General features: G+C 63.0%; 18 protein-coding genes and 2 pseudogenes. 10 read left to right on the forward strand and 10 right to left on the reverse strand.

Translation table 11 applies throughout. The annotated features are described in order from the left end of the window. Positions 1-63 precede the first annotated feature (63 nt). A complete protein-coding gene (locus tag ACNQP3_RS17010; protein WP_264316255.1) occupies positions 64-4533 on the forward strand; it encodes a dermonecrotic toxin domain-containing protein in 4470 nt (1489 codons plus the stop codon). Positions 4534-4537: 4 nt separating this feature from the next. Here ACNQP3_RS17010 and ACNQP3_RS17015 read toward each other — a convergent pair. Beyond that, positions 4538-5938 (reverse strand): annotated as a pseudogene (locus ACNQP3_RS17015) (UvrD-helicase domain-containing protein); the annotation flags it as partial. On the opposite strand from ACNQP3_RS17015, the gene lasR reads away from it, so the two are divergent. Next, positions 5936-6655 (forward strand): transcriptional regulator LasR, encoded by a 720-nt coding sequence (gene lasR, locus ACNQP3_RS17020; RefSeq protein ID WP_347032980.1) that lies wholly within the window; start codon positions 5936-5938, stop codon positions 6653-6655. The pseudogene ACNQP3_RS17015 and the gene lasR sit on opposite strands and share 3 nt — an antisense overlap. Here the strand turns inward: lasR and ACNQP3_RS17025 are convergent. Further along, positions 6656-7702 (reverse strand): annotated as a pseudogene (locus tag ACNQP3_RS17025) (UvrD-helicase domain-containing protein); the annotation flags it as partial. Positions 7703-7888: 186 nt separating this feature from the next. Here ACNQP3_RS17025 and ACNQP3_RS17030 point away from each other — a divergent pair. After that, entirely contained in the window at positions 7889-8587 is a 699-nt protein-coding gene (locus ACNQP3_RS17030; protein WP_012272925.1) for a pirin family protein, read from the forward strand. 152 nt (positions 8588-8739) lie between these two features. Here ACNQP3_RS17030 and ACNQP3_RS17035 read toward each other — a convergent pair whose 3' ends face one another. The 7 genes from ACNQP3_RS17035 to ACNQP3_RS17065 all read right to left on the reverse strand — a co-directional run bounded on the left by ACNQP3_RS17035 (position 8740) and on the right by ACNQP3_RS17065 (position 14335). Then, positions 8740-9639, reverse strand: a complete 900-nt coding sequence (locus ACNQP3_RS17035; protein WP_012272926.1) for a SphA family protein — start codon at positions 9637-9639, stop codon at positions 8740-8742. 76 nt (positions 9640-9715) lie between these two features. Further along, positions 9716-10777, reverse strand: a complete 1062-nt coding sequence (locus ACNQP3_RS17040; RefSeq protein WP_060514698.1) for an NADH:ubiquinone reductase (Na(+)-transporting) subunit F — start codon at positions 10775-10777, stop codon at positions 9716-9718. An 11-nt stretch (positions 10778-10788) separates the two neighbouring features. Beyond that, a complete protein-coding gene (locus ACNQP3_RS17045) occupies positions 10789-11148 on the reverse strand; it encodes a phenol hydroxylase subunit P4 (protein WP_060492904.1) in 360 nt (119 codons plus the stop codon). A gap of 65 nt (positions 11149-11213) precedes the next feature. Then, positions 11214-12728, reverse strand: coding sequence for an aromatic/alkene/methane monooxygenase hydroxylase/oxygenase subunit alpha (locus ACNQP3_RS17050; protein WP_012272929.1), 1515 nt, complete (start codon positions 12726-12728; stop codon positions 11214-11216). 32 nt (positions 12729-12760) lie between these two features. Further along, positions 12761-13030, reverse strand: coding sequence for an MmoB/DmpM family protein (locus tag ACNQP3_RS17055; protein WP_012272930.1), 270 nt, complete (start codon positions 13028-13030; stop codon positions 12761-12763). Continuing rightward, positions 13027-14022, reverse strand: coding sequence for an aromatic/alkene monooxygenase hydroxylase subunit beta (locus ACNQP3_RS17060; protein WP_264316257.1), 996 nt, complete (start codon positions 14020-14022; stop codon positions 13027-13029). Before ACNQP3_RS17060 ends, ACNQP3_RS17055 begins: the two co-directional genes overlap by 4 nt. Positions 14023-14077: 55 nt before the next feature. Then, positions 14078-14335, reverse strand: a complete 258-nt coding sequence (locus ACNQP3_RS17065; protein ID WP_012272932.1) for a phenol hydroxylase subunit — start codon at positions 14333-14335, stop codon at positions 14078-14080. 375 nt (positions 14336-14710) lie between these two features. On the opposite strand from ACNQP3_RS17065, the gene ACNQP3_RS17070 reads away from it, so the two are divergent. Next, positions 14711-16399, forward strand: coding sequence for a sigma-54-dependent Fis family transcriptional regulator (locus ACNQP3_RS17070; protein WP_012272933.1), 1689 nt, complete (start codon positions 14711-14713; stop codon positions 16397-16399). Positions 16400-16430: 31 nt separating this feature from the next. On the opposite strand, the gene ACNQP3_RS17075 is transcribed toward ACNQP3_RS17070, so the two are convergent. After that, positions 16431-16568, reverse strand: coding sequence for a hypothetical protein (locus tag ACNQP3_RS17075; RefSeq protein ID WP_264316258.1), 138 nt, complete (start codon positions 16566-16568; stop codon positions 16431-16433). Between ACNQP3_RS17075 and catA the strand changes: the two genes are divergently transcribed. From catA to ACNQP3_RS17105, 6 genes are all read left to right on the forward strand, one after another. Further along, positions 16567-17472, forward strand: coding sequence for a catechol 1,2-dioxygenase (gene catA, locus ACNQP3_RS17080; RefSeq protein WP_264316259.1), 906 nt, complete (start codon positions 16567-16569; stop codon positions 17470-17472). The genes ACNQP3_RS17075 and catA overlap by 2 nt on opposite strands. Before the next feature lie 249 nt (positions 17473-17721). Further along, positions 17722-20493, forward strand: a complete 2772-nt coding sequence (locus ACNQP3_RS17085) for an amino acid adenylation domain-containing protein (RefSeq protein ID WP_264316260.1) — start codon at positions 17722-17724, stop codon at positions 20491-20493. 97 nt (positions 20494-20590) lie between these two features. Continuing rightward, positions 20591-21121 carry a sigma-70 family RNA polymerase sigma factor gene (locus tag ACNQP3_RS17090; RefSeq protein WP_012272936.1) on the forward strand — a complete coding sequence of 177 codons (531 nt, stop codon included), beginning with the start codon at positions 20591-20593 and terminating at the stop codon, positions 21119-21121. Beyond that, positions 21118-21414, forward strand: a complete 297-nt coding sequence (locus tag ACNQP3_RS17095) for a DUF4880 domain-containing protein (RefSeq protein ID WP_264316261.1) — start codon at positions 21118-21120, stop codon at positions 21412-21414. The genes ACNQP3_RS17090 and ACNQP3_RS17095 overlap by 4 nt, the downstream gene beginning before the upstream one ends. Continuing rightward, on the forward strand, positions 21390-22070 hold the full coding sequence (locus tag ACNQP3_RS17100; RefSeq protein ID WP_264316262.1) for a FecR domain-containing protein: 681 nt from the start codon (positions 21390-21392) through the stop codon (positions 22068-22070). Before ACNQP3_RS17095 ends, ACNQP3_RS17100 begins: the two co-directional genes overlap by 25 nt. An 84-nt stretch (positions 22071-22154) precedes the next feature. Next, a complete protein-coding gene (locus ACNQP3_RS17105; RefSeq protein WP_264316263.1) occupies positions 22155-24605 on the forward strand; it encodes a TonB-dependent siderophore receptor in 2451 nt (816 codons plus the stop codon). Positions 24606-24611 lie beyond the last annotated feature (6 nt).

The raw sequence follows: 24611 nt of genomic DNA on the forward strand, positions 1-24611 counted from the left end.
ATCTACCGCACCTCGCGCCTGCGCCTGCGGCTCCATAGCGGCGACCGACCACGGAGCTACGACATGAGCCACACCCCTTACCACCACGCGCAAATGACACAGTCCCTGCCCGGCTGGAGCAAGGCGCTGCACAGCGAACACGCCAGTCGCATCCTGGCGCGCTTGCGCAAGGACTATCAGGATGCCGAAGGCAATGCTTACCCTTGGTACAGCCAGGCAGACCCACTCACCCGTCAGGCCGTGCAGCGCGCCATCGCCACTCGCGACGCCAGCAGCAGGGCCCTGCAGGCTGCGCTGAGCGACTTGCAGGGCGTCACTGCGTTCTGCGCCCCACTGCTGCAAAAGCAGCTGGGCATCGACACCCCGGTCACTCAGGCGCAATACGTTTATCAAGCCACCGCCGTCAGGCAACCGGACGGGATACCGAGTGGCCCTGTAGTACCAGGTGAGCTGGGCGAGATCGTACCCAAAGGTGACCCGCAGTATCGCAGCCTGCTCGAAGCGGCCCTGCACAATTTCGAAGGAACTGCCGATACCACCCGTTTCAGCCGCCTGCAGCACGGCCGCCAGGACATCAGGCCAATCGCAGGGATGTCAGTGGCGGGGTTCATCGACCAGTGCCGTGCGCTTGACCTGGGCCAGCGCTACCAGCAGCACCTTGACCAGGTCTACGGCGGTGCAAACAAAGCCGAGCTGCAGTCACTGGCCATCACCGCACGGCGTGACGAGTTCCGCGTGCAAACCCGTATTGCGGCCTACAAAGGCCACCTCAGCCACGCCAGCGCTTTCGCGCTGCATGGCCTCGGTGCCGAAAACGCCGACCCCACCTATCAAGGCCGCCCCCTGCGTTGCTGGCAGCTGCAATTGTTTGGCATCCCGATCCACGAACTGCTGTTCATCGCGCCCACGCAAAACCGCACCCATGACCCGGTATTTCTCTACAACCCGGCAGATGGCGATGCGCTCAGGGAATTTGCCTCGCTGGGCGATGCACGCAAGTACCTGCGCCAGCAACTGCTGCAAGACGACTACCGCAAGCGCTTCGTCGCCCTGGCGCTGCAATCGCAACAGGCAGCGTTGAACCAGCAGCTTGAGCGCGCCCTTTACAGCAACGCCGACCAGGGAGCGCAGCGGCAACCTCGCAAGTCGATACATCTGGAGTCCATCGACAGCACCTTGCCAGATGTCCCTTGGGCACAGCTGGAATCCCGCCATCTTGTACGTCTGCGGGCCGATGCTCGCCAGGTGGCGGTTCCCACAGAAGATGTTGACGCCAGGGTACGCTTGCAGAACATCGAATACTGGCTGGACCTGGGCATGACCGTGCTGAATGTCGCCGCCATGGTCGTACCCTGCCTGAACCCGATCATGCTGACCATCGGCGCCGCGCAGATCATGGGCAGCGTGTTCGAGGGCATTTCAGCGTGGGAGGAAGGTGACAATGAAGCGGCTGTGGCCCAGCTTGAGTCGGTGTTGCTGAACATTGTCACAGTGGCTGCCATGGGCGGCGCCACCATAGCGCTGAAGGCCTCAGGATTCGTCGATGCCATGCAGAGCATCGTCAAGGATGGCAACGACTACCTGTGGAACCCCACGTTGAAGGACCGTGCAAGCCCGGTATCGATTGCCGAACACCTTGAGCCCGACGCACAAGGCCGTTACACGGTAGACGGGCGCCACTACATTCGCATCGATGGTGTTGTCTACGAACAGGTGTATGAGCGGGGCCAGTGGCGCATCCCCCACCCACTGGCCCCACAGGCTTATCGGCCGGTAGTGCGCGAATACGGTGCAGGCGCATGGCGCGCAGAACATGAAACGCCGCTGGAATGGGATGACCTGTATCTGTTGCGCCGCTTAGGGCCAATCAGTGACGGCCTGACTGACGAAGCGCTGAAGGCAGCGCTAGCGTGCTCCGGTGTGCAAGGCGACGAACTTCGCCAAACCCAGGTTGCCGCACAGCAACCGCCTGCCTTGCTGGCCGATGCACTCGACCGCCTTAGCGCACGGGATCAGCTCAGCCCTGCCGATCGAGCCCACCCCCTGGCCAGGCAGTTTCCGGGGCTGCCGGGGCGCGCCATCCGGCAGCTCATGGCCAGGACCTGCGCCAGTGAGCGTCTACGCCTGGCCCAAGGCAGGGTGCCTTTGCGCGTCGCCGAAGAGGCCCGGCGGCTTCAGGCACATGCCCGCTTGAGCAGGGCCTTGCTGGGGCTGTATCGCCCTGACCTGGCCACTGCCGACAGTGAAGTGCTGGATGCCGCACTCAAGGCCGAACACCCTGAGCTTGATCCTCACCAACGGTATGAGGTGGCGATTGCCAACCGGGCGCATGCGGCACGGCTGATCGGGCAGCAACCCATCAGGCCGGGCTACCGTTCGCCGATGCGCCTGGCCGATGGCCGCCTTGGCTACCCACTCAGTGGAAGGCTGCCTTGGACCAATACGGCAAATAGACGATTGCGGGCACTGTACCCCAGCCTGAGTTCAAGCGAGCGCAATACCTTGCTCGGCCAACTGCGCCAGCGCGGTGACGTAGCGGCGCAGATCAGGGCGCTGGAAACCGAGCGCAACAGCCTCGACAACACGCTGCGTGACTGGGCGAGTCAAGGCAACGAGAACCAGCGCAACGCACGCAACGAGGTACGCGACCTGTTCAATGCCGCCTGGCGCCGTGACGACCCCGACAGCCTGACACTGCAAGACCTGGAAGTCGACGCCCTGCCATCACTGCCGGCGCGCTTCGATCACATCACCACCCTGAACATTCGCGCTATCGGCATCCGTCAGATACCTGCAGACTTCTTCCAGAGTTTCCCCTCGTTGCGCACCCTGCGCCTGGCGCAAAGCCCAGAGCTCGATTTCGACGGCCTGTTCCGTGCACTGGCGTCCACCCCGCAACTGGAAGAGCTGGACCTGGGCAACAACCAGTTGGGCAGCCTGACCGACGGGATGCGCCAACACCTGACCGGCCTTACCCGCCTGCGCCGGCTGAGCCTGCGTCTGAACAGGCTGCAGCTAAGCGAAGCCGACCTGCAGACCCTTGCACAGCTTCCCCTCGAATACATTGATCTGGAGTACAACCACATTACGCTGAGTGATGCCTTGGCAGCACGATTCACCGGCCTGCACCAATTGCGCGGCCTACGCTTGACCAACAACCCACTGGGTCAGGCCCCCGACCTGACCGGTCTGACCCGCCTGACCAACCTGCAACTGCGCAACTGCAGCCTGCATGAGTGGCCGCGCGGCCTCACATCACTGATGGCGCAGGCCGACCTGCAATTGCGCCACCTCAGCCTGAGCTACAACCCGATCGCCGAGGTGCCGGACCTTAACCAGTTGCTGACCAGCCCCTTTGCCGATGCCCTGCGTGCAAACCGCGATGCCTTGTGGGACTTCAACGAAAACGACCTGGATGCCAACAGCAACCGCCGGCTACGCGCGGCCGGCGTCGAAGTGCACAGCGACGATCAACTGTCGGATATCAGCGAGGAGTTCTGGCTCGTGGATGCCAGCCCAGAACAGACACAGCTTTGGAACGAATTATTCGAGGGCGATGCAAACCGACATTTACGCGATGTCATCGAACGCGTGACTCGCTCGCAGCAAGCCGAGCAGGATTTGCGCGGGCTGAGTAACCAGGTCTGGCGGTTGCTCGAACAGGCCGGGCAGGATGAGGCGCTGCGCACCCATCTGGACAATGTCGCGCAAGACTACCCGCCCACCTGTGGCGACGCCGGTACCGATGCGTTCAGCGCCCTCGAAATTGAAGCACAGGTGTTCAGCCAACTGGCCCAGGAAGCAGAGCGCCCCGCCTACCTGTTCAACTTTTTCAGAACCCTCTATCGCCGGGAAATGGTCAACGCGCTGGGCGAACGGATCCAGCTCGCTCGACTGGCGCGCCAGGCACGCTTGCTGGAGCTGGAGCGGCTACCTGCCCAGGCACAGCCCGCAAGGATTGATGTGCCTGCGCTGGACAGCCTCGACGAGCTGAGTGACAACGCCCTGCTCACTGGCGGGACGGACCTGATCGAAATACGCCTGGCCTTGCGCCAGTCACTGGCAGTGCCACTCGACTTTCCAGAAACCAGCCAAGGCATGCTGTATCGCCGCGAAGCGATGATTTCGACACGGGTGGAAAGCAATGTCGAACACGCCGTCCGGCAATTCGACCAAACCGCCACAGAGCGCAGGGCATGGGTTGCGCGGCAGCCCAGCTGGCAACGTTACCTTGCCCAGCACTTCGCCAGCCAGTTCGCCACGCTGGATGAGCGGTGGTACCAAGGCATGCAGTACCTGGACTATTGCCTGGACGCTGAAAACGAAGCCGTCACTTCGCTGGATGGTACGGTATTGCAAGCCATCGGCGAGGCGCTGCCCGCGCCAGCGTTGGACGGCAGTGGTCAATTGCAAAGAATGGACCTTGGCAGCCAGGCTTACGACCTGGCCAGCCGGCGCCTGAACGCCGGGCGTGAGCAGCAGCGCGAAGCGTTGTTCGAAACGCTTACCCGCCTGCAAGACCCGAACAGATAGCGCCCTACTGCCCGCGCAGGTCTTCGAAAAAGGCCTGCCTGCCATCCACTTGGCTCGACGCCCGTGGGGCCACCGCGGCATCGCCGTTGGCGGCCTCCACATGCCAGTAGCAGTGCTGCACCGCGCGGGTCACCGCCACATAGGCCAGGCGTTGCACCTCTTCCTTCTGCGCCGTATCGAACGGCTGCGCATCACCAGCCTTGCCCAAGCCGGCTTGGCGATACACCTGATTCTTGTACGGCGAGCTGGTCAGGTACTGGCAGTCACCCAGCATGAACACCGCATCGGCCTGCAGGCCCTTGGCACTGTGGTAGGTCAGTTGGCGCAGCCGACGCTGTTCGGCCGGCAGCGCCGCGTCGGCGTGCAATACGCCTTGCAGGTGCTCGGCCATCAAGGCCCTGTCGCTGCCTTTGCGGTACAGCATCATGACCGTCTCACCGCGCTGGTAATGCTCGATCAGCGTTTCGCCCAGGGCGGCCTCGTCACGGTCGAACACCTTGACCGGCGAGCCGGGCAGCTCGGCCGCCGGGCCACTGGCACGGGCTTTCTTGCCGGCAATCGCCGGGGTGCCTTTGACCAGGTGCTCGGCCGCGTCGATCACCTGCTGCTGGCAGCGATAGTTGTCGACCAGCATTACCCGCGTATTGGCCGGTGACGGGAAGGCCTTGGTGAACTCCATGAAGTACTTGGGCGAACTGCCACGCCAGCCGTAGATCGACTGCCAGTCGTCACCCACGCACAGCAGCGACGAATGCTGGGCGTGGCGCCCAGTATGCATGGCCGAGCCGCGTCGGCGGATTTCGGCGAGGCTGGCACGCAGCCAACTGACGATCTGCGGCGACACATCCTGGAACTCGTCGATCATCAGGTGCGCCAATGGCCGCAGCAACGGGTCGGGCAGCAGTTGCAGGTTTTCCGGGTTGTTTTCGCCGAACAGCGCGAACATGCGGTTGTAGCTCATCACCGGCGGCGACTGGTCCAGCAGGTGCATTTCCAGCGCTTTCCAATACAGCGCCAGGGCTTCGAAGAACCGTGCATCACTGTCGCCGGACGGGAAGCTCATGGCCGCCACCGCGTTGTTAACGTCCAGGCCAAGGTTCTCGATGAAGTTGGCCGCGCTGACGAATGCATCCAGCAGTGGCGCCGGGGCCAATTCACCCTTGACCTTGTACTCGAAGCCGGGGCCAGCCACCGCATCGCCTGCCAACGATGCGGCCAGGCGCCGGGCCATGGCGTAGTTGTCCAGCCAGATCAGTGGCCTGTCGCAGAAAGCCTGCAACAGCGTGCGCTTGACCGCCCACTCCGCACGCACTGCCAGCTTGGCGCCAGGGCGCTGGTACTGCGCGCTTTCCGCCGGGTCGAAGCCCAGCACCACCAACGGCCCCTGGCCTTGCAGACGGCCATGGCCTTGGTTGACGGTTTTCTTGAGCTGGAACGCTCAAGTGGAAAATTGGAGTGGAGCGCCATCCTGCAGAAGATGGCGAGCGACCTTGGATTCTCGAAGATCCTGTTCGGCCTGTTGCCTAAGGACAGCCAGGACTACGAGAACGCCTTCATCGTCGGCAACTACCCGGCCGCCTGGCGCGAGCATTACGACCGGGCTGGCTACGCGCGGGTCGACCCGACGGTCAGTCACTGTACCCAGAGCGTACTGCCGATTTTCTGGGAACCGTCCATCTACCAGACGCGAAAGCAGCACGAGTTCTTCGAGGAAGCCTCGGCCGCCGGCCTGGTGTATGGGCTGACCATGCCGCTGCATGGTGCTCGCGGCGAACTCGGCGCGCTGAGCCTCAGCGTGGAAGCGGAAAACCGGGCCGAGGCCAACCGTTTCATAGAGTCGGTCCTGCCGACCCTGTGGATGCTCAAGGACTACGCACTGCAGAGCGGTGCCGGACTGGCCTTCGAACATCCGGTCAGCAAACCGGTGGTTCTGACCAGCCGGGAGAAGGAAGTGTTGCAGTGGTGCGCCATCGGCAAGACCAGTTGGGAGATATCGGTTATCTGCAACTGCTCGGAAGCCAATGTGAACTTCCATATGGGAAATATTCGGCGGAAGTTCGGTGTGACCTCCCGCCGCGTAGCGGCCATTATGGCCGTTAATTTGGGTCTTATTACTCTCTGAATGCACATGAAAGCGGCTGCCACGGATATCGACGGTTTCGCGGCAGGGTTCGATGCCCTTGATCGGCCAGGCACCGGCAGCGAACCACAGGTCCTCGATCACGTCGCACAGTTCATCGTCGCGCTGGGCCGCCAATTGGGTTACCTGGGCGCGCTTCTGCACGTCGGGGTTGTTCGGGTCCAGCGGTTTGAGCTGCAACGCTTCGCTGCGCAACAAGCCTACCAGCTCGGCAAAACGCGGGCTCTCGCCCAGCAAGCTGCTGTAGCACTGGTTGAGCTGCTGGCGCTGGGCGTCGTTCAGGCGCAGATCGAACGGGTTGCTGTCAGCCTCGGCTTCACGCCCTGCAGGCATCTCGTTGCCCAGTGTTTCGAATGCTCGCACCTGGCCGAAGCCCGGCAGGCTGCGCACCAGCGGCAGGATGCGCGAATGGAAGGTGCGCACCAGCTCGCGGGCCTGCACCGGTTGCAGGTTGATCTGCCACTGGGCGAAGACCTGCAACAGGCGCTTGATGAAGTCCTTACGCGACTCGCGGGTGAAGGTCACCACGGTCATTGCATCCAGCTCATAGCCCAGGTAATGGCGTAACAGCAGGATGCGCAGCACCAACGATGTGGACTTGCCTGCCCCGGCGCCTGCCACCACGCAGGTGGAAGGGGTGTCACTGAAGATCAGCTTCCATTGCGCGGCGCTGGGCTGCGCCTCGGTAGGCAGGCGCTGGGCGACATCCGCCTTGAAGCGCTTCTTCAGCTCGGCTGTCAACGGCAGGCGCCAGTCGTCGAACAGGTTGTCGTCCTGGCCAGGCACAGCGGTTGTGTCGGGGCGCGAATCGCGAATCACCAACACCTGGCGACCAGCCTCATAGCCAGTGGCGTGGCCGAGGGACCAGGAGTCACGGTGCTGGGCCTGCAAGCGGGTCAGGCCACGCCCCAGCAGGCGGGCGACCAGGCGGCGAAACCAGGGCAACTGGGCAGGAGGGGTAAGGTCGGCGAGGGCCTGGGGTTGCTCGTGGGCCACGGTCACTCCGTTGAAAATCAAAACAACGGGCATGTTCGCCGCATCGACGGAAAATCGCCAGCGAATGCTTGCAGATCAGTGGATTAGGCGATGAAGCGCATAACGCTTGGCAGCATATTCAATCCAATAAATAGATTGTTTTAAGCCGATATTTACGCTTATTTTCGATGTTTCTTTAGCGCATCATGGCGTCATTCCACTGTTTCAAGGAGCACGATCATGCTGCAACTGCGACCCTTCGAAAGCCTCGGCCACGCCAACCATGGCTGGCTTGACGCCCACCACCACTTCTCCTTCGCCGAGTACTACGACCCGGCACGCATGCACTGGGGCAACCTGCGGGTATGGAACGACGACCTGATTGCAGCCGGCAGTGGCTTCCCGCCGCATCCGCACCGCGACATGGAAATCATCACCTATGTACGTGAAGGCGCGATCAGCCACCAGGACAGCCTGGGCAACAAGGGCCGTACCGAAGCCGGTGATGTGCAGGTGATGAGTGCCGGCACCGGCATCGTGCACAGCGAGTACAACCTGGAAGACGTCGATACGCGCATTTTCCAGATCTGGATCGTGCCGGAGCGCACCGGTGAAGCACCGCAGTGGGGTAGCCGGCCGTTCCCCAAAGGCGAACGTGGCGAAGGCTTCGTGACCCTGGCCAGCGGCCGTGCCGGTGATGAAGACAGCCTGCAGATTCGCACCGATGCACGGTTGGTGGCGGCCACCTTGCGTGCGGGTGAAACCGCCGAATACCGCTTCGATGCCGCACGCCGGGGTTACCTGGTGCCGGCCAAGGGGCTGGTCGAGGTCAACGGGTTGCGGGCCAAGGCGCGCGACGGCGTGGCAATCGAGCAGGAAGCAGTACTGCGCGTGACCGCTATCGAAGACAGCGAGATTGTGCTGGTGGATGTGGCCTGACGCCCAGCGACCTGCGTTGTTTGTAGGAGCGGCCTTGTGTCGCGATCGGGCTGCGCAGCAGCCCCAGCACGCTCTGCAGCGCGGCAGAAACCGAGGGGCTGCTGTGCAGCCCGATCGCGACACAAGGCCGCTCCTACAGGGACCACGCAGGCTTAGAAGGGCAAGGTCAACTTCAACCAGTAGGCATCGCCTTGGGCGCGGTTGCGCACTTCGGTTTCCTTCGACCACTTGGCCGTCACGAACCAGCCATCCTTGCCGCTGTACTTGATCGACGGCCCGATGGCAAAGCTGCGGCCTTTGTTGTCTTCGATGCGCTCGCCATCCAGGTTGTCGTCAGTCGTCTGCCGGTAGTAGTACCCCCCTACCCCCAGCACCCAACCATTCCCAAGCCCCCACCCCACGGCATAATCCACATGAAATTCCTGCCCCGAGCGGTAATCGGTGGCTGGGTTGCGCCGGTTGAAGTCGTACATCACCTTGGCATCCAGGTTGAGCCCCGCCGGGTCGACATAGCTCATCGCATACACCGGCTCGAACACCCAGTAGTTGCGCCCTGGGTTGGCCAGGTCGTTTTTGTCGTAGCGGCCGGTGGGGGCAATCATGTCGAAGGCCAGGATGCTGTGGAACTTGTCGCTGTGGTGAAAGCCCAGTGCCGGGCCGAAGATCACGTCACCCAGGCCACTGTTGTGCTGTGACTGGCCATTGAGCGAGACCTTGACGTCCACCAGCGGCACGATGGCATGCAGCGCCAGGCTACCGCCCAGCAGGGTGTAGTCACTCACCCAGATCAGCCGGGGGACGATGGCGTTGGCCCGCACGCGAAAGTCCACCGGCAGTTTGCGCCCGTCGTTGCCACGCAGGTTGTCTGCTTCATAGTGGTTGACGAACAGCTGGCCATAGAAGCCCGGTGGCGGCATGGCGCCGGACATGTAGTTCTCGGCCCCCAGTGGATACGAGGTGCCACCCCCTTCGGTGGCATGGGTCAAGTTGGCGGCGCCGAACAACGAGGCACACACGGCAAGGCGAAGCAGGTTCGCTAGGGTCGGGTTCATCGGGTCAACCTTTGTTGTTGTTATCGGTCGGGTGCACGCCGGCCCCCCGCGTTCGGGGCGCCGGGCTTGAAGGTGTTCAGATGCGTTTGAACAGGGCCGAACGCTGGCCTTCGGCAGCACCATCGGCAGCGCTGTAGAAGCGCTCCATGAAGATGTCGCGTTCGAACAGGCGGCCTTGCATCAGGCAGGTGATGGCCGCATCGATCATCGGTGGCGGGCCGCACAGGTAGGCCTTGTGACCGTTGAAGCGGCCATCGAAATGCTGCCTGGCCGCGTCGTGCACATAGCCGCGCACACCTTGCCACTGCTCGTCCTCAGCAGCCTGGCTAAGAGCAGGCACGTAGCTGAAGTTGGCATGGCGCTCGGCCAGCGCCTCGAACAACTCGCGGTTGTACAGTTCAGCTCGGGTACGGGCGCCCTGGAACAGTGTGATGCGCCGGGTATCGCCACGCGCCAGCAAGTCGAGAATCATCGACTGCGGGCTGGAAAGCCCCGAGCCGCCAGCGATGAAAATCAGGTCACCCGGCTGTGAGCCGCGCACGAAGAACTGCCCGTAAGGGCCGGACAGCGCCAGCGCATCGCCCACCTTGAGCTGCTGGTGGATGTACCCGGTGGCCACGCCGCCTTCTACCAGACGCACGTGCAGTTCCACCTCGTCGGCCTGCTGGGGCGGGTTGGCCAGGGAAAACGCACGGGAGCCTTCGATACCTGGCAGCTGCAAGTTCACGTACTGCCCGGCCTGGAAGGCCATCGGCCGGTCGAGCTTGAGGTGCACGCCGCGAATGGTCGGCGACAGTTCCACCAGCTGGGTGACCACCGCACGGTAGTCCTGCACCGGCAGGCCGGCGAAGTCCGGGTCGACATCGATGTCGGCCTCGATCACCAGGTCACTCTGCGGGATCGCGCAGCAGGCCAGCACCTTGCCCTCGTCGCGTTCCATGTCCATCAGGGCGAAGGACGATGCAGCGCCGAGGTCGACTTCGCCTTCCAGCACCTGGCATTTGCAGGTGGCACAAGTGCCGTGGCCACAGGCAAACGGCAGCCAGACGCCCTGGCGCAGGGCGGCTTCCAGGATGGTCTGGCCCTCCTCCACTTCGATCTGCTCACCGGTAGGTTCGATGGTGACTTGATAGCTCATGGCGGCATTCCTCAGTTGTGGCTGCCGCCCAGGCCTTCGAGGCCGGGGGTGTGCAGGTGCAGCAGGCTCTTGTGGGCAACCCCGTTGGCGGCCAGGCCACGGGCCAGGTCAGGCGTGAACGGCTGCTCGTCAAGGCGCCAGCGGGCGGCGGCAAAATCGACCTGTGCAGCATCCGGGTGCAGGGCAATGGCCGGCTTGACCACCTGTTCGATGAAGGCGGCAAAAGGCAGCGCCGGGTCCACCGGCAAGGTGAACGGTGCGCAGAACAGCAGGTGGTTTTCCCAGCACAGGTACACCAGCTGGGCGCCGTGGAAATTGGCCTGGCAGTCCAGGGGTTGGGCGGTGTAGCGGCCGATGGCGGTCACGGGCATGGCGTTGGTCCTCTTGTTCTTGTGAAAACCAGGGCGCAACAAGCGCGCCCTGGCAGATCGGCACTTCAGACAACCTTGCGTTCGGCACCCTGCAGCGCCTGCCAGCGCTGCTGTTCGGGCGAGCCCTGGTACTCGAAGTTGTCCTGGCCGGGGGTGATGTTGTAGTAGTCGCGCACCACCGACTCGACATCGCCGCCCCCGCAGTTGCCCTGCAGGATCTGGTGCACCGGCAACCAGGCCTGCACGTACTTGTCCGGCTCGAAGGCGAAGATGTCGCAGCAACCATCGGAGCAGAAGTGGTAGCGCTCGCCCTCGTGCACCAGGCTACGGTGGCTCAGTTGCGTCGGCGCATCCGGCTCGGTGAAGGCCAGCGGGATCTGGCAGATCTGGCACAGCATCGGCAGCGTCGGGTTGTAGAAGCGCTCACCGCGCGCCTGCAATTCGCGCCAATGCTCGTAGCGCGGGCGGTAGTAGCGGTCGAAGGTGTCCGGGTACTTGGCCGACAGCCAGTCCAGTTCTTCGTCGGTAGGGATCCAGGTGTGGAAGTTGGTGGCCTGGCTGTACTGGTAGAAGATCGACCAGGCCTGGTGGCTGATGTGCTCTTTGCCGATGGTGGTCTGCTCGACGTATTTCGGCGGGCGAATGCCATAGCGTTCCAGGTCCTTGAACAGCGCGCCGCCGGCCTCCTCGAAATACACCTCCCAGGCTTCGGCCCAGGACATCACTTTGTTTGGCAGCATGTAGTCCATCATCATGCCGACCAAGGTCAGCAGCCGGTAGCCGCGCCAGAACCACTTGTCGATCCAGCGTTGCACGATAGGCACGTTGTCCTCGTGCTGCTCCAGCAGGAACTTGATCACCTCCAGGCCCAGGGTCATGTGCCGGGCTTCATCGGACTGCGCCGAGAAACCGAAGGTGACCGTGGCCATGTCGCCGTTGAATGCCGCACCCGACATGAATGGCACGAACAGCAGGTTGGTCAGCACGTACTCGAACGAGAACGAAATAGCGGTAAGGAACTCGAACGGGCCCGCCGTGCGGGCATCCTCGAAGAACGACTTGGGCACCGACAGGAACCACACCCGGTCGTGCATGTGGGCAAAGTCATGCAGGCCGTTGAAGTGCTTGTTGTAGTGGCTCATGGCGTGCACCTGGGTCTGCACGTGGCGCAGCTCGTCGATGGCCTGCATCTGGCAGGCCACCCGTGCGCCGGCACCGCCAAAGTGCCGGCCAACCCGGGCAAAGCCCTGATAGGCCTGGTACTCCAGGGGTGTGACGCCACTCAGGAACAACTTCAGGGCGTTGACATAACGGGCGTCGGAAATGTTCTGGTGGCCGTTGTTCTGGGCAAAGGCATCGAAGATGGCGTACAGCTTCTTTTCTTTTTCGGCCTGGTACTTCCAGTAGGCGTCCATGGTCAGGCGGAACGGGTCTTCCCACTTGTCCCAGTCGGTGATCTTGATGCCTTCGAACCGCTCGTAGGGGTAGATGTCTTCCTTGCTCTGGTAGCTCGGCTCCCAGCCCAGGTCACGGGTCAGGCAGCGGTACTTGTCTTTCTGGTTGAGGCGCTTGGCGGCCATGGTGGTCTCCCTTGTTCTTGTCGTTGTGCGGATCAGTTCCAGTGCAGGGCGAAGCAGTCTTCGTCTTCCTCGACGTTGCCGCCGAGGGTGATCACGTCGATCAGCATTTCCTGCACGTCCCATTCACGGCCAAGCTTGTCTTCCACCGTGGCGCGGTGAATTTCCAGGCGCCCTTCGGCCTGCACGCGGATCATCGCCGGCTGGTGCTGCACCTGGGCATGGGGGTTGTCCTGGGTGATGGCCTCGACGATGTAGCGGGCGCTGTCGTTGTCCTGGAAGGCGATATAAACGAGGGAAGTCATGCGGCATCTCCACTGAGGCCGAGTTTTTTCAGGCGTGCGCCGAAGGCACTGTCACAGGCATCCAGCGCGTCGCGGCCGGGGCCGGCCTCGGCCAGTGGCAGCAGCGCTTGCACGGCGCGGCCGCGCCATTGGCTGACCCAGCCCTCGATCAACTGACGGTTGTGCGGGCTTTCGGCAACCACGGTCTTGACCAGGGCATCGACCCAGCGCTGGCTCTCGGCGAACCACAGGCGCATGAACTCGGTGAGCATGCCCAGCTGCCCTGCCCCGGCGGCCACCAATTGCGCGTCGAAGTGCTCGAACAACAGCGGGTACAGCAGGCCATCGCTGACCAGGTTCTGCGCCAGGCTCAGCTCGAACCAATCGCGCAGCACCAGGCTGTCCTCCACGTAACGGCGCAGCCCTTGCCAGGCTGGCTCGTCCAGCCAGCGCTGCTTGGCTTCGGCCAGCAGTGCCAGGCCGTCGTCCTCCAGCAACAGCCCCATGCGCGACAGATATTGGGCAATGGCCAGGCGGTCCATGGCGTGGAACATGTGCATCTGGGTGACGCTGGTGCCGAACGCGTCGGCGGCAATGCCACTGTTGTTCATGTTGGCGCCCAGTTCGGCATGGCGCAGCGGTAGCAACAGGCGCGCGATCAGGGCGCGGGTTTCGGCAGGCAGGCTGGTCAGCAGTTCGCGTTTTTCGCAGAAGGCAAAACTGTGCTCGGCGTTTTCCTGCATGCGGGCCCGGGCCTGCACGTAGGTGCCGTAGTAATACTGGCGCGGGTCGCTGACGGCGTACCAGTCGGCCATTTGCACGGCAGTGCGGCTGGGGTCGTTGAGCAGCTTGTCGGGCTGCCACAGCGGGCGGTAGTGGAAGTTGCTGGCGGCTTCGATGTCGAAGCTGGCTTCCTGATAACGGCTGGCCGGCTTGTCACCGAAACGGCGGCGGGTGTGGCTGAAGGTCTGGCGGATCGGCTCGACCGTGGCCGTCTTGATCTCGATACTCATGCAAGGCGTCCTGTACTTGTTGTTGTGGGGATGCAATGCGCCGGCAAGCGGCGCTTCACTCGTCCGCGTCGCGGCTTTCGCCATAGCGCCACTTCTGCATGTCGGCATCGACGGCAGCGGCCATCGCGGCATCCATGTGGCGCACTCGGTTGCTGGCGCAGAAGCTGGCGAAGGCAGTGCGCGGCAGGACCAGTTCGACGAACAGGTCCGGGTAACCGATGGCGAAGTCGAACTCGACAAAGGCCGCATCCGGTTCGCTGCGTACGCGGACGTAGCGCGGCATCTGTTCGAAAGAAGGGGTGGCTGAGGTCATGCGCTGGTGCTCCGGCTGGACGTGCCAAGGGCTAGAGCAACGGCTGTGCCAGGCACTTTCAAACCAAATAAAAATTCATTCAACTCATTGTTTTTTATGAGTTTTAATTTCTACTGACGCTAACCGGACGTGGCCCTGCCCGCACACAGAAGCCTGCCCGTTTGATCATTTGCTCAATCGGGCCAAGGCGGATGGAGCAAATGGCCAATGCGGCCAGCGATTGACTTTTGCGCGGCTTTCAGGCGGTTTAGAAAAGAGAGCGACCCGGGCCTTGCCTGCAACACCGAGGTCGTTTCGGCGTGACCGATAAACCCGCCCAGCCTGAGCGGGTGCACGCCAAATCCCCATACAACTACAAGCAAGGGGCGCAAGCGAATGATTACCCAGTACAGGGCGCCTGAACCTGCACCGGCGCTGAAAGACCTGACCGAGCGGGTACGGTTCGAAGGCACCGAAGGCAAGATCTGGCTGGACGAACAACGCATGCTGCTGGTGCAAGCTGCGACCATGGCCAGCATGCGTCGCGAGCTGATCGAAATGCTCGGCGAAGAACGGGCCAAAGGCTTCTTCCTACGCCTGGGCTACCAGTCAGGCCTGAAGGACGCCGAGCTTGCCCGCAAGCTGCGGCCCAACGGCAACCCGGTGGAAATGTTCTTCATCGGCCCGCAACTGCACTCGCTCAAAGGCATGGTCAAGGTGCGCCCGCAGCAACTGGAAATCGACCTGGACAACGGCCACTTCTACGCCGACATCGAGTGGCAGGATTCCTTCGAGGTGGAAAACTGCCAGTCAGAAGGCCTGCATTCCGAACAGCCGGTGTGCTGGATGCTGCTGGGCTATGCCATCAGCTACAGCTCGTTCTTCCTTGGCCGCCAGGTGCTGTACAAGGAGGTCAGCTGCCGCGGTTGCGGTGGCAGCGAATGCCGCATCATCGGCAAGCCGGTGGAGCAATGGGACGATGCCGAAACCTTCTTGCGCTACTTCCAGAGCGACCCGGTGATCGACGAGCTGCAATCGCTGCAAGTGCAAGTAGCCAACCTGCGCCAGCGCCTGCAATACGAGTCAGGGCAGTTCTACGGCATTGGCCAGTCGGCGGTTTACCGGCGCTGCTGCGCGCTCACCGACAAGGTCGCCCCAGGCAAGGCCTCGGTATTGCTGCTGGGTGAAACCGGGGTGGGCAAGGAAGTGATCGCCCGCAGCCTGCACCTGCGCAGTGAGCGTGCCGGCGCGGCATTCGTCGCGCTGAACTGCGCGACCATCCCGCCAGACCTGATCGAAGCCGAGCTGTTCGGCGTCGAGAAAGGCGCCTACACCGGCGCCCAGCAGGCTCGCATGGGGCGCTTCGAGCGGGCCAACGGCGGCACGCTGTTCCTGGACGAGATCGTCGAGTTAACCCCGCGAGCCCAGGCCAGCCTGCTGCGCGTGCTGCAGGAGGGCGAACTGGAGCGGGTGGGCGACAGCCGTACGCGGCCGGTGGACGTGCGGGTGATCGCTGCCACCCACGAGAACCTCGAACAGGCGGTCAAGGACGGGCGCTTCCGTGCCGACCTGTTCTACCGGCTTAACGTGTTCCCCGTGCACATTCCGGCGCTGCGTGAGCGCCGCGAAGACATCCCGCTGCTGATCGAGCACTTTCTCGGCCGCCTGCACCAAAGCTACGGCAAGAAAACCCGTGGCCTGAGCGACCGAGCGCTGCAGGTGTGCTTGCAATACGACTGGCCAGGCAACATCCGCGAATTGGAAAACCTGATGGAGCGCGGCGTGATCATCACCGACGAGAACCAGAGCATCGGCCTGGACGCGCTGTTCCCGCATGAGCCGCCGGCTATCGACAGCATCGGCCTGGGTAGCGATGGCCGGCTGGTCGCGGCCAGTGACCAGGCTGCGCCTGGCTGGGTGGCGCAGATTCTCGACAGCGGTACTGGCCTGGATGCCGTCGAAGACGCGCTGATGCAGGAAGCCATGCAGCGCTGCGGGCAGAATGTTTCTGAAGCCGCGCGCCTGCTCGGCGTAACCCGCCCTGCCCTTGCCTATCGGCTGAAGAAAGCCCCCGACAAGCCTTGAGCATTTGCGCAATGACACTGGCGCAGGTTGATCAAATGATCGAGCCTGCGCCCGCTTTCACCCCCGCCTGAACAACAAAACTGCCTGATTTCAGCGTGTTACCAACCTGGCATTGCATTTGCTCAAGCCTTTGCACCGCAATAACAACAACGACCGGTGAGGCAACCATGACTGTAGCGATATCCCATTCCCCCGACGTGCAGGCCTTTTTCGCCAAGGCCGCAGGCATAGGCAACGACCAGGGCAACCCACGCCTGAAGCAGGTCGTGCTGCGCATCCTGCAGGACAGCGCCAGGCTGATCGAAGACCTGGCGATCAGCGACGACGAATTCTGGCTAGCGGTGGACTACCTCAATCGCCTGGGCGGGCGCAACGAAGCGGGCCTGCTGATGGCGGGGCTTGGCCTGGAGCACTTCCTCGACCTGCTCAGCGATGCCCGCGATAGCCAGGCCGGCTATGCCGGCGGTACACCGCGCACCATCGAAGGCCCGTTGTACGTGGCTGGCGCGCCGCTGTGCGAAGGCGAAGCTCGGCTGGACGATGGCCTCGACCTGGGCCAGCCAATGCTGCTCGAAGGCCAGGTGCTGGACGTGCACGGCAAACCGCTGGCCGGGGCCATCGTCGATGTGTGGCACGCCAATACCCAGGGGCTGTACTCCTACTTCGACACCAGCCAGGCCGAGTACAACCTGCGCCGGCGTATCCGCACGGATGCCCAGGGCCGCTATCGCGCCCGCAGCATCGTACCCAGCGGCTATGGCTGCCCGGCCGACGGGCCGACCCAAGCCTGCCTGGACCAGTTGGGCCGCCATGGCCAGCGGCCCGCGCATATCCACTTTTTCATCAGCGCACCGGGGTATCGGCACCTGACCACGCAGATCAACCTGGCGGGGGACGAATATTTGTGGGATGACTTTGCCCATGCCACCCGTGACGGGCTGGTGGGTGAGGTTGAACAGCTTGCGGACGGAGTGGCGCGGGTGGTGTTCGATTTTTGCCTGCAGGCGGCGGCCAGCGCCGATGATGAACAGCGCAGCCAGCGGCCTCGGGCTTTGCAAACAAGTACCGATTGATTTAGCAGGGGCAGTCCACTCTGTGGGAGCGGGTTTACCCGCGAACACCGGCACAGCCGGTGCCAGGCACCGCGTTGGATTCTTCGCGGGTAATCCCGCTCCCACAGGGCACTAGGACTGGCTGCGAAATCAGTGTCGTGCCAACCCGGCTATCGCAAGGCAGCCTCCAATCATTGGCGCCATCGGCCACCCTGCACTAGCGTTGTGCTACCAGCCAGCCCCAACGTTCATGCGGAGCCTTCACCCATCATGCCGGACCTGCGCCCGAACCCGACGCTGCGCCTGGAGTACCGTGCCGAGCAGCCGATTCATCAGGCTTTTCTCAAGCAAGCCAGCCGCTGCCCGGATGCCACTGCCATCATTGCCCAGCACACCACCTGCAGCTACACCCAACTGGAGCAGATCAGTCAGGGCATTGCCGCATTTTTGGTAGAAAACGCTGCCAGCGGCGCCGATCGTGTGGTCATCGTCGCCAGCCGAAGCGCTGCGCTGGTGTACGCCATGCTCGGCTGCCTGCGCGCCGGCCTGGCCTTCACCGTGGCCGACGCCGCCTACCCCGCCGTGCGCATCAAGCAAATCGTCAGCACCCTGAAGCCTGCCGTGGTCCTGCGCTGCGGCGAGGCAACCGTGGACGCCGGCCAGTTCATTGTCGCTGCGGAGCCAGAAGCCCCCACTGCAGCACAGCAAGCCTTCCCTCGCCAACCTGTCGCGCTGCCCGCTGTCAGCCCCGAGCAACCGGCCTACATCACCTTCACCTCGGGCAGCACCGGCGAGCCCAAGGGCATCGTCACCCACCACGCGCCGTTGGTGCACTTCATCGACTGGCATGTGCAACAGCATGGCTTCACCCAAGCTGACACCTTCTCGCTGCTTTCCGGCCTGGGTCATGACCCGGTGTACCGCGACGTGTTCACACCACTGTCGATCGGCGCGACCCTCGCCTGCCCGGCCCAGTCGACCTTGACCGACCCCTCACGGCTGGCCAGCTGGATTCACCAGCACGGCGTGAGCGTGATCCACCTCACCCCACCACTGGGCAAACTGATCGAAACCGGCGCACACATGAATAGCCAGGTGTTCGACCAGCTGCGCTACCTGTTCTGGGGCGGTGATGCGCTCAGCCCGGCGCAGTACCAGCAGGTGCGCGCCATCGCACCGAATGCCGTCAATGTGAACTTCTACGGCACCACCGAAACCCCGCAAGCCATGGCTTTCCATACCCTCGAACCGGAGGCGGTCGATGCCCGCGTACCCTTGGGCAAAGGCATTGCCGATGCGCAGTTGCTGGTGGTCAACCCGGCCAACCAGTTGGTCAGCGAAGGTGAAACCGGCGAAATCCTGATCCGCAGCCCGTACCTGTCGCTGGGCTACTGGAACGACCCGGCACTGACCGAGGCCAAGTTCATCGCCAACCCGTTCACCGGCAGTGCAAGCGACCGCTGTTATCGCACCGGTGACCTGGGCACCTACCTGGCCGATGGCAGCGCCAGTTTTCTGGGGCGCGGTGACAGCCAGGTGAAAATCCGCGGCCATCGCATCGAGCTGGCGGAAATCGAGAACGCCATCACCCGTCAACCGCACATCGGGCAATGCGTGGTGGTGGCCAACCAGGATGGCGGGGCGACCCGCCTGGTTGCCTATTGCGTCGCACAGCAGGCTACCCGGGCTGACGAGCTGCGCCAGGCGCTCGCCGGCCAGTTGCCGGACTATATGGTGCCGGCGCTGTTCGTGTTCCTGGATGCCCTACCGCTCACGCCCAACGGCAAGGTCGACAAACGCGCCCTGCCTGCCCCCTTCGACGACAGTGCCAACCAAGTGTTGTCCCCGCTGGCCGAAAAGCTCAGCACGGCCTGGGCACGCATTCTCCAGGTGCCGCGCCTGGACGCCAGGTTGAGCTTTGTCGAGCTGGGTGGCGACTCGATATCTTTCGTGCAGGCCTCGCGGGTGTTGGAAGCGCTGATCGGCCACCTGCCAGAGCGCTGGGAAACCCTGCCAGTGTGCCAACTGGCCGAGCTGAGTGCGCCGCCCAAGGGCGCGTGGCGGGTGATGGAAATGCCGGTGTTCGTGCGCATGCTCGCCATCATCCTGATTGTGGTTGGCCACCTGAGCGAATTCGACCACTGGCTGATCGTCGGTGAAACCTCGGTATTGTTCCTGGTTTCCGGCATCAGCCTGGCACGCTTTCAGCTCAAGGCCATCGAAGCACGTGGTGATGCACGCACGCTGCTCAGGTCGTTGGCAGCCATCGTGGTGCCGACGCTGTTGTACACAGCACTGATCCAGCTGGTGTTCGACCGGTTGCACTGGCAATCGCTGCTGCTGGTGTCCAACTGGTTCCCGGCCAGCGAGGTCAGCCTGTTCAACTACTGGTACATCGAAGTGCTGGTGCAGATGATCGTGATCATTGGCCTGCTGCTGTCGATCAGGCGCGTGCGCCGGGTCGTCGTGGCCGACCCGTTCCGCTGCCTGATCATCGCGGCCTGTGCGCTGGTGGCGCTGGATGTGCTCATCAACCAGTTCGTATTCGACGCCAGTGCCCTGCTCCACCGGGTACCGCAGCACTTCCTGGCGGTGATGGTGCTGGGCATGGCCGTGCACCACGCCGACACCACCGCACGTAAATGGGTGGCCAGCGCAGTAGCCGTGCTGGTGGTCGGCGAGCTGGACCTGATGGCGGTGGCCGGTGTTGGCTGGGAAGCGTTCACGCGCTATGTCGACATCGCCCTGCCGGCGATGCTGGCGCTGATCTGGTTTCGCTCGGTGCCGGTCCCGGCCCTGGTTGCCCGGGCAGGCGCCGTGATCGCCTCTTCAACCTTGTTTATCTACCTGACGCATTTCCAGTTCCAGTCCGTGGCGGACCATGTGTCCAGGCACCCGCTGTTCGAGGTGGCCCTGGCACTCGCTGGTGGGGTGCTGGTGGCCTATTGCTGGAATACCCTGATACGTCTGCTGTTTACCCGCAGAAACAAGCACAACCCGGCACGCGGAGCAGACCCTGCCGAGCGCGCCACCTCAGCCTGAGCTGACTTGCCGGCACAGGAGCAGTGATTGCAAAGCCTGAAACACTCTGCCTAAAATGCGAACCATTAACATTTGCAAGCATTTTCAGGCGGCATGGATGAGCACCCCGGACGTAGCGTTCACTTCTCAAGTCAGCCAGCTATACCGGGCCCAGAGCAAATGGCTGCATAACTGGCTTAAACCGCGAGTCAACTGCAGCCACCTGGCCGCAGACCTCGTTCAGGATGTGTTCGTGCGCGTCATGTCTGCCGCCGACGCTGCGGTAAAACTCGAAGCCGTGCGCGAACCCAAAGGTTACCTGGCAACCATCGCACGCCGTCTGATGATCGACCACCTGCGCCGCGTGCACCTGGAACGGGCCTGGCTGCAGGTGCTCGCCGAGCAACCCGAAGCACTGGATATCTCCCCCGAGCAACGCCTGGCCCTGCTGCAAACCCTGTTCGAACTCGACGCCATGCTGGCCTCGCTCGGGCCCAAGGTGCGCGAGGCATTTCTGCTTTCGCAGATCGATGGCATGCCCTACAAGCAAATCGCCGCGCAGCTGGGCATTTCCGAAGTCAGTGTGCGCCGTTACGTTGCCAAAGCGGCCGAGCACTGCATGATCTACAGCCTTGGCCTAGGCCTGTGAGCGTGCACCTGGATGCCGAGCAGCGGGCTTCGTTGCGCCAGGCTGCGCACTGGTTCAGCCAGCTCAACAGCGGTGACGTGCAGGCCAGTGACTATTCAGCCTGGCAGCTGTGGCTGAATGCGACACCCGTCAATAGCTGGGCCTGGCAGCAGGCCGAGCGGCTGCAAACGCGCATGGCAGCAAGCGAAAACCCGCTTCGGCACGCGTGCTGGCGCTGGCGGCACACGGCCGGCACGCCAGCCGGCGGCGGGTGGTCAAGGCCGGCTTGGTGCTTCTGGGCGGCGGTGCTCTGAGCCTGGGTGGCTACCGGGAGGTGAAGCAGTCTGCGTGGCTGGCAGACGTGCGTACCGGCGTAGGCGAACAGCGTTCGCTACTGCTGAACAATGGCACTGCGGTGGTCCTCAACACTGCCTCGGCAACGGATGTAGGTGACCTGCGCGAAGCGCCGTGGCTGCGCCTGCGCCAAGGTGAGTTGATGGTAACGGTGCCGGCACGCCAGACCTGTAAAGTCGTTACCCGTAACGGCACCATCGAGGCCGGCGAAAGCCGCTTTGCCGTGCGGCTGTTCGAAGACAGCAGCAGCCTTGAGGTGTTCGCCCAGCAGGCACAGGTGAAGCTGGCTTCGGGCCAAACCCTTCAGCTAGCGAGCGGCCAGCGTTGCCAGTTCAACGAACAGGGCTTCTCCTCGGTGGAAGCTGTCGCGCTGGCAGCTGATGCCTGGGGCCAGGGTTTGCTGATTGCCAACGATCAGCGCCTGGACACGTTCATCGCCAACCTTTCACGCTACCGCCCGGGCTGGCTGCGCTGCGCGCAGTCGGTGGCAGGCCTACGCATCAGCGGCACCTACAAGCTGAGTGATACCGACCAGATTCTGCGGGCACTGGCCACGTCCCTGCCGGTGCAGGTGCAAGCGCGCACACGCTACTGGGTAACGGTCACGGCGGTGTAAATAAACTCGCCCTACCTGATCACTTTGCTGCGGCTTATCCGACTCATAGGTAACCCGACACTTACCTACATGAGAAACGCAAACATGACCCGCCGCTTCAACCCCAGGCCTTTCACTGCGCCAGGCCTGCGCACCTGCCTGATGCTGGCTGCCCTGCTCGGTGGGCCCGGCGCCGCCTGTGCCAGCCAAGCCCATGATTACCACCTGCCGCAGGGTGACTTAGGCGAAACACTGACTCAGTTCGCTGCGCAGTCCGGCATCGTGCTGTCGTTCGACACGCACTTGACGCGCGGTAAACGTTCGCCGGCACTCGACGGGCGCTATGGCGTAGAGCAGGCCTTGCGAATGCTGCTGGGCGGTACCGGGTTGCAAGCCATACAGGAAAGTGACGGGCGCTATTCGCTGCTGTTGAACACCGGCGAGGGCGATGTGGTGGAGTTGGCACCCAGCCGCGTCGATGCCCTGGGGCTGGGTAACGTCACCGAGGGTACCGGTGCGTACACCACCGGTGGTTCTACCACTGCAACCAAGCTGCCACTGACCCTGCGTGAGACACCGCAGTCGGTCAGCGTGATCACTCGCCAGGTCATGGACGACCACGGCTCGCAAGACATCGGCGACGTGCTGCGCAACACGCCTGGGGTGTCAGTCCAGGCTTATGACAGCGAACGCATGGAGTACTCCGCACGCGGCTTTGCCATCACCAATTACCAGTACGATGGCATCAACACCATCTATGACGGGGTCTACGACGAGGGCGTAACCCATGTCGACATGGCCGCCTATGACCGTATCGAAGTCATCAAGGGCGCGACCGGCCTGATGACCGGCTCTGGCGACCCATCTGCCACGGTCAACCTGGTGCGCAAGAAGCCCACTCACGACTTCAAGGCGTCGATCACCGCCAGCGCCGGCTCCTGGGACAACTACCGCACCGAAGGTGACATTTCCGGTTCGCTCAACGACAGCGGTAGCGTGCGCGGCCGCCTGGTAGGTGCCTACCAGGACCGCAAGTCGTACCTGGACCACTACAAGCAGAAAAAGGACGTCTACTACGGCATTGTCGAAGCCGACCTGACACCCGACACGCTGCTGACATTCGGCATCGACAACCAGGCCACTACCCCGCGCGGGTCGTCCTGGACCGGCAACCCGACGTACTTCTCCGACGGCAGCCGCACCGACTTTTCGCGCGCACACAACCCGGCAGCCGACTGGAGCCGTCGCGACTTCCAGTCCACCACCTACTTCAGCTCGCTGGAGCAGGCCCTGGTCAATGACTGGAAGGTCAAATTCAGCCTCAACCACATGATCAGCGATCACGACACACGCCTGGCTTCTGCCAGCGGCGGCAACCCGGACCCGGTCACCGGCGAAGGGATGTTCCTGTATTGGGGGCGCTGGGAAGGCCACCGCGTGCAAAACACCGCAGACTTGAATGTATCCGGGCCGTTCACCCTGTTCGGCCGCGAGCATGACCTGGTGGCAGGCTTCATGACCTCGCATTCGCGGCAGACCGGTGATACCTACGACGGCAGCGCATTCGAGAGGGTGCCCGGCTCCATCTTCGACTGGAACGGCAAACTGCCCGAGCAGCACTTCCCGAAAAACGGCGACTACACCACCACGCAAAGCCAGAACGGCGCCTATGTGGCCACCCGCCTGCGGCCGACCGACAAGCTTTCGGTCATCCTTGGCACCCGCGTCAGCACCTTCAAGTACAACGATGATGAAGACTATTACCCAACGTCTTCGCTGAGCGACACCCACGCGAGCTACAAGGAACACGGTGTGGTCACCCCCTACGCGGGCGTGGTCTACGACCTGGACGACACCTACTCGGCCTATGCCAGCTACACCTCCATTTACCAGCCGCAAGTGTACAAGGACATCAACGGCGCGACCTTGGCACCGGTGGAAGGCGATGGTTACGAAGCAGGTTTCAAGGCCGCCTGGTTCGATGGCCGGCTGAACGGCACCCTGGCGTTCTTCCGCATCGAGCAAGACAACGTCGCCTCCAACGTCGGCACCAACCCGGTAACCAATGAAGGCATCTACAAAGCTATCGACGGTGCAACCACCAAAGGTGTCGAACTGGAACTGGCCGGCGAACTGGCGCCCGGCTGGAACATCACCGCCGGCTATACCTATGCCCGTACCCGCGATGCCGACGACCAGCGGATATTCGGTTTCCCGTTGGCAACCACCAAGCCTGAACACGTAGTGCGGCTGTTCAATACCTACCGCCTGCCTGGTGTACTCGATCCGGTGACCGTAGGCGGCGGGCTGAGGTGGCAAAGCGGCTTCTATGGCAACATCTACAGCCCGGTCGCCAATGACTACACCCGCATCAAGCAAGGCGGCTACACCCTGGTCGACTTGATGGCCCGCTACCAGTACAACGAGCACCTGAGTGTTACGGTCAACGCCAACAACGTGTTCGACAAGGTCTACCTGACCGGGCTGGGCAACTTCGATACGACCTACTATGGCGAACCACGCAACCTGATGGTCACCACCCGCTGGGATTTCTGACCGGTC

This window comes from Pseudomonas sp. LFS074, assembly GCF_047978165.1.
Classification (GTDB): domain Bacteria; phylum Pseudomonadota; class Gammaproteobacteria; order Pseudomonadales; family Pseudomonadaceae; genus Aquipseudomonas; species Aquipseudomonas putida_P.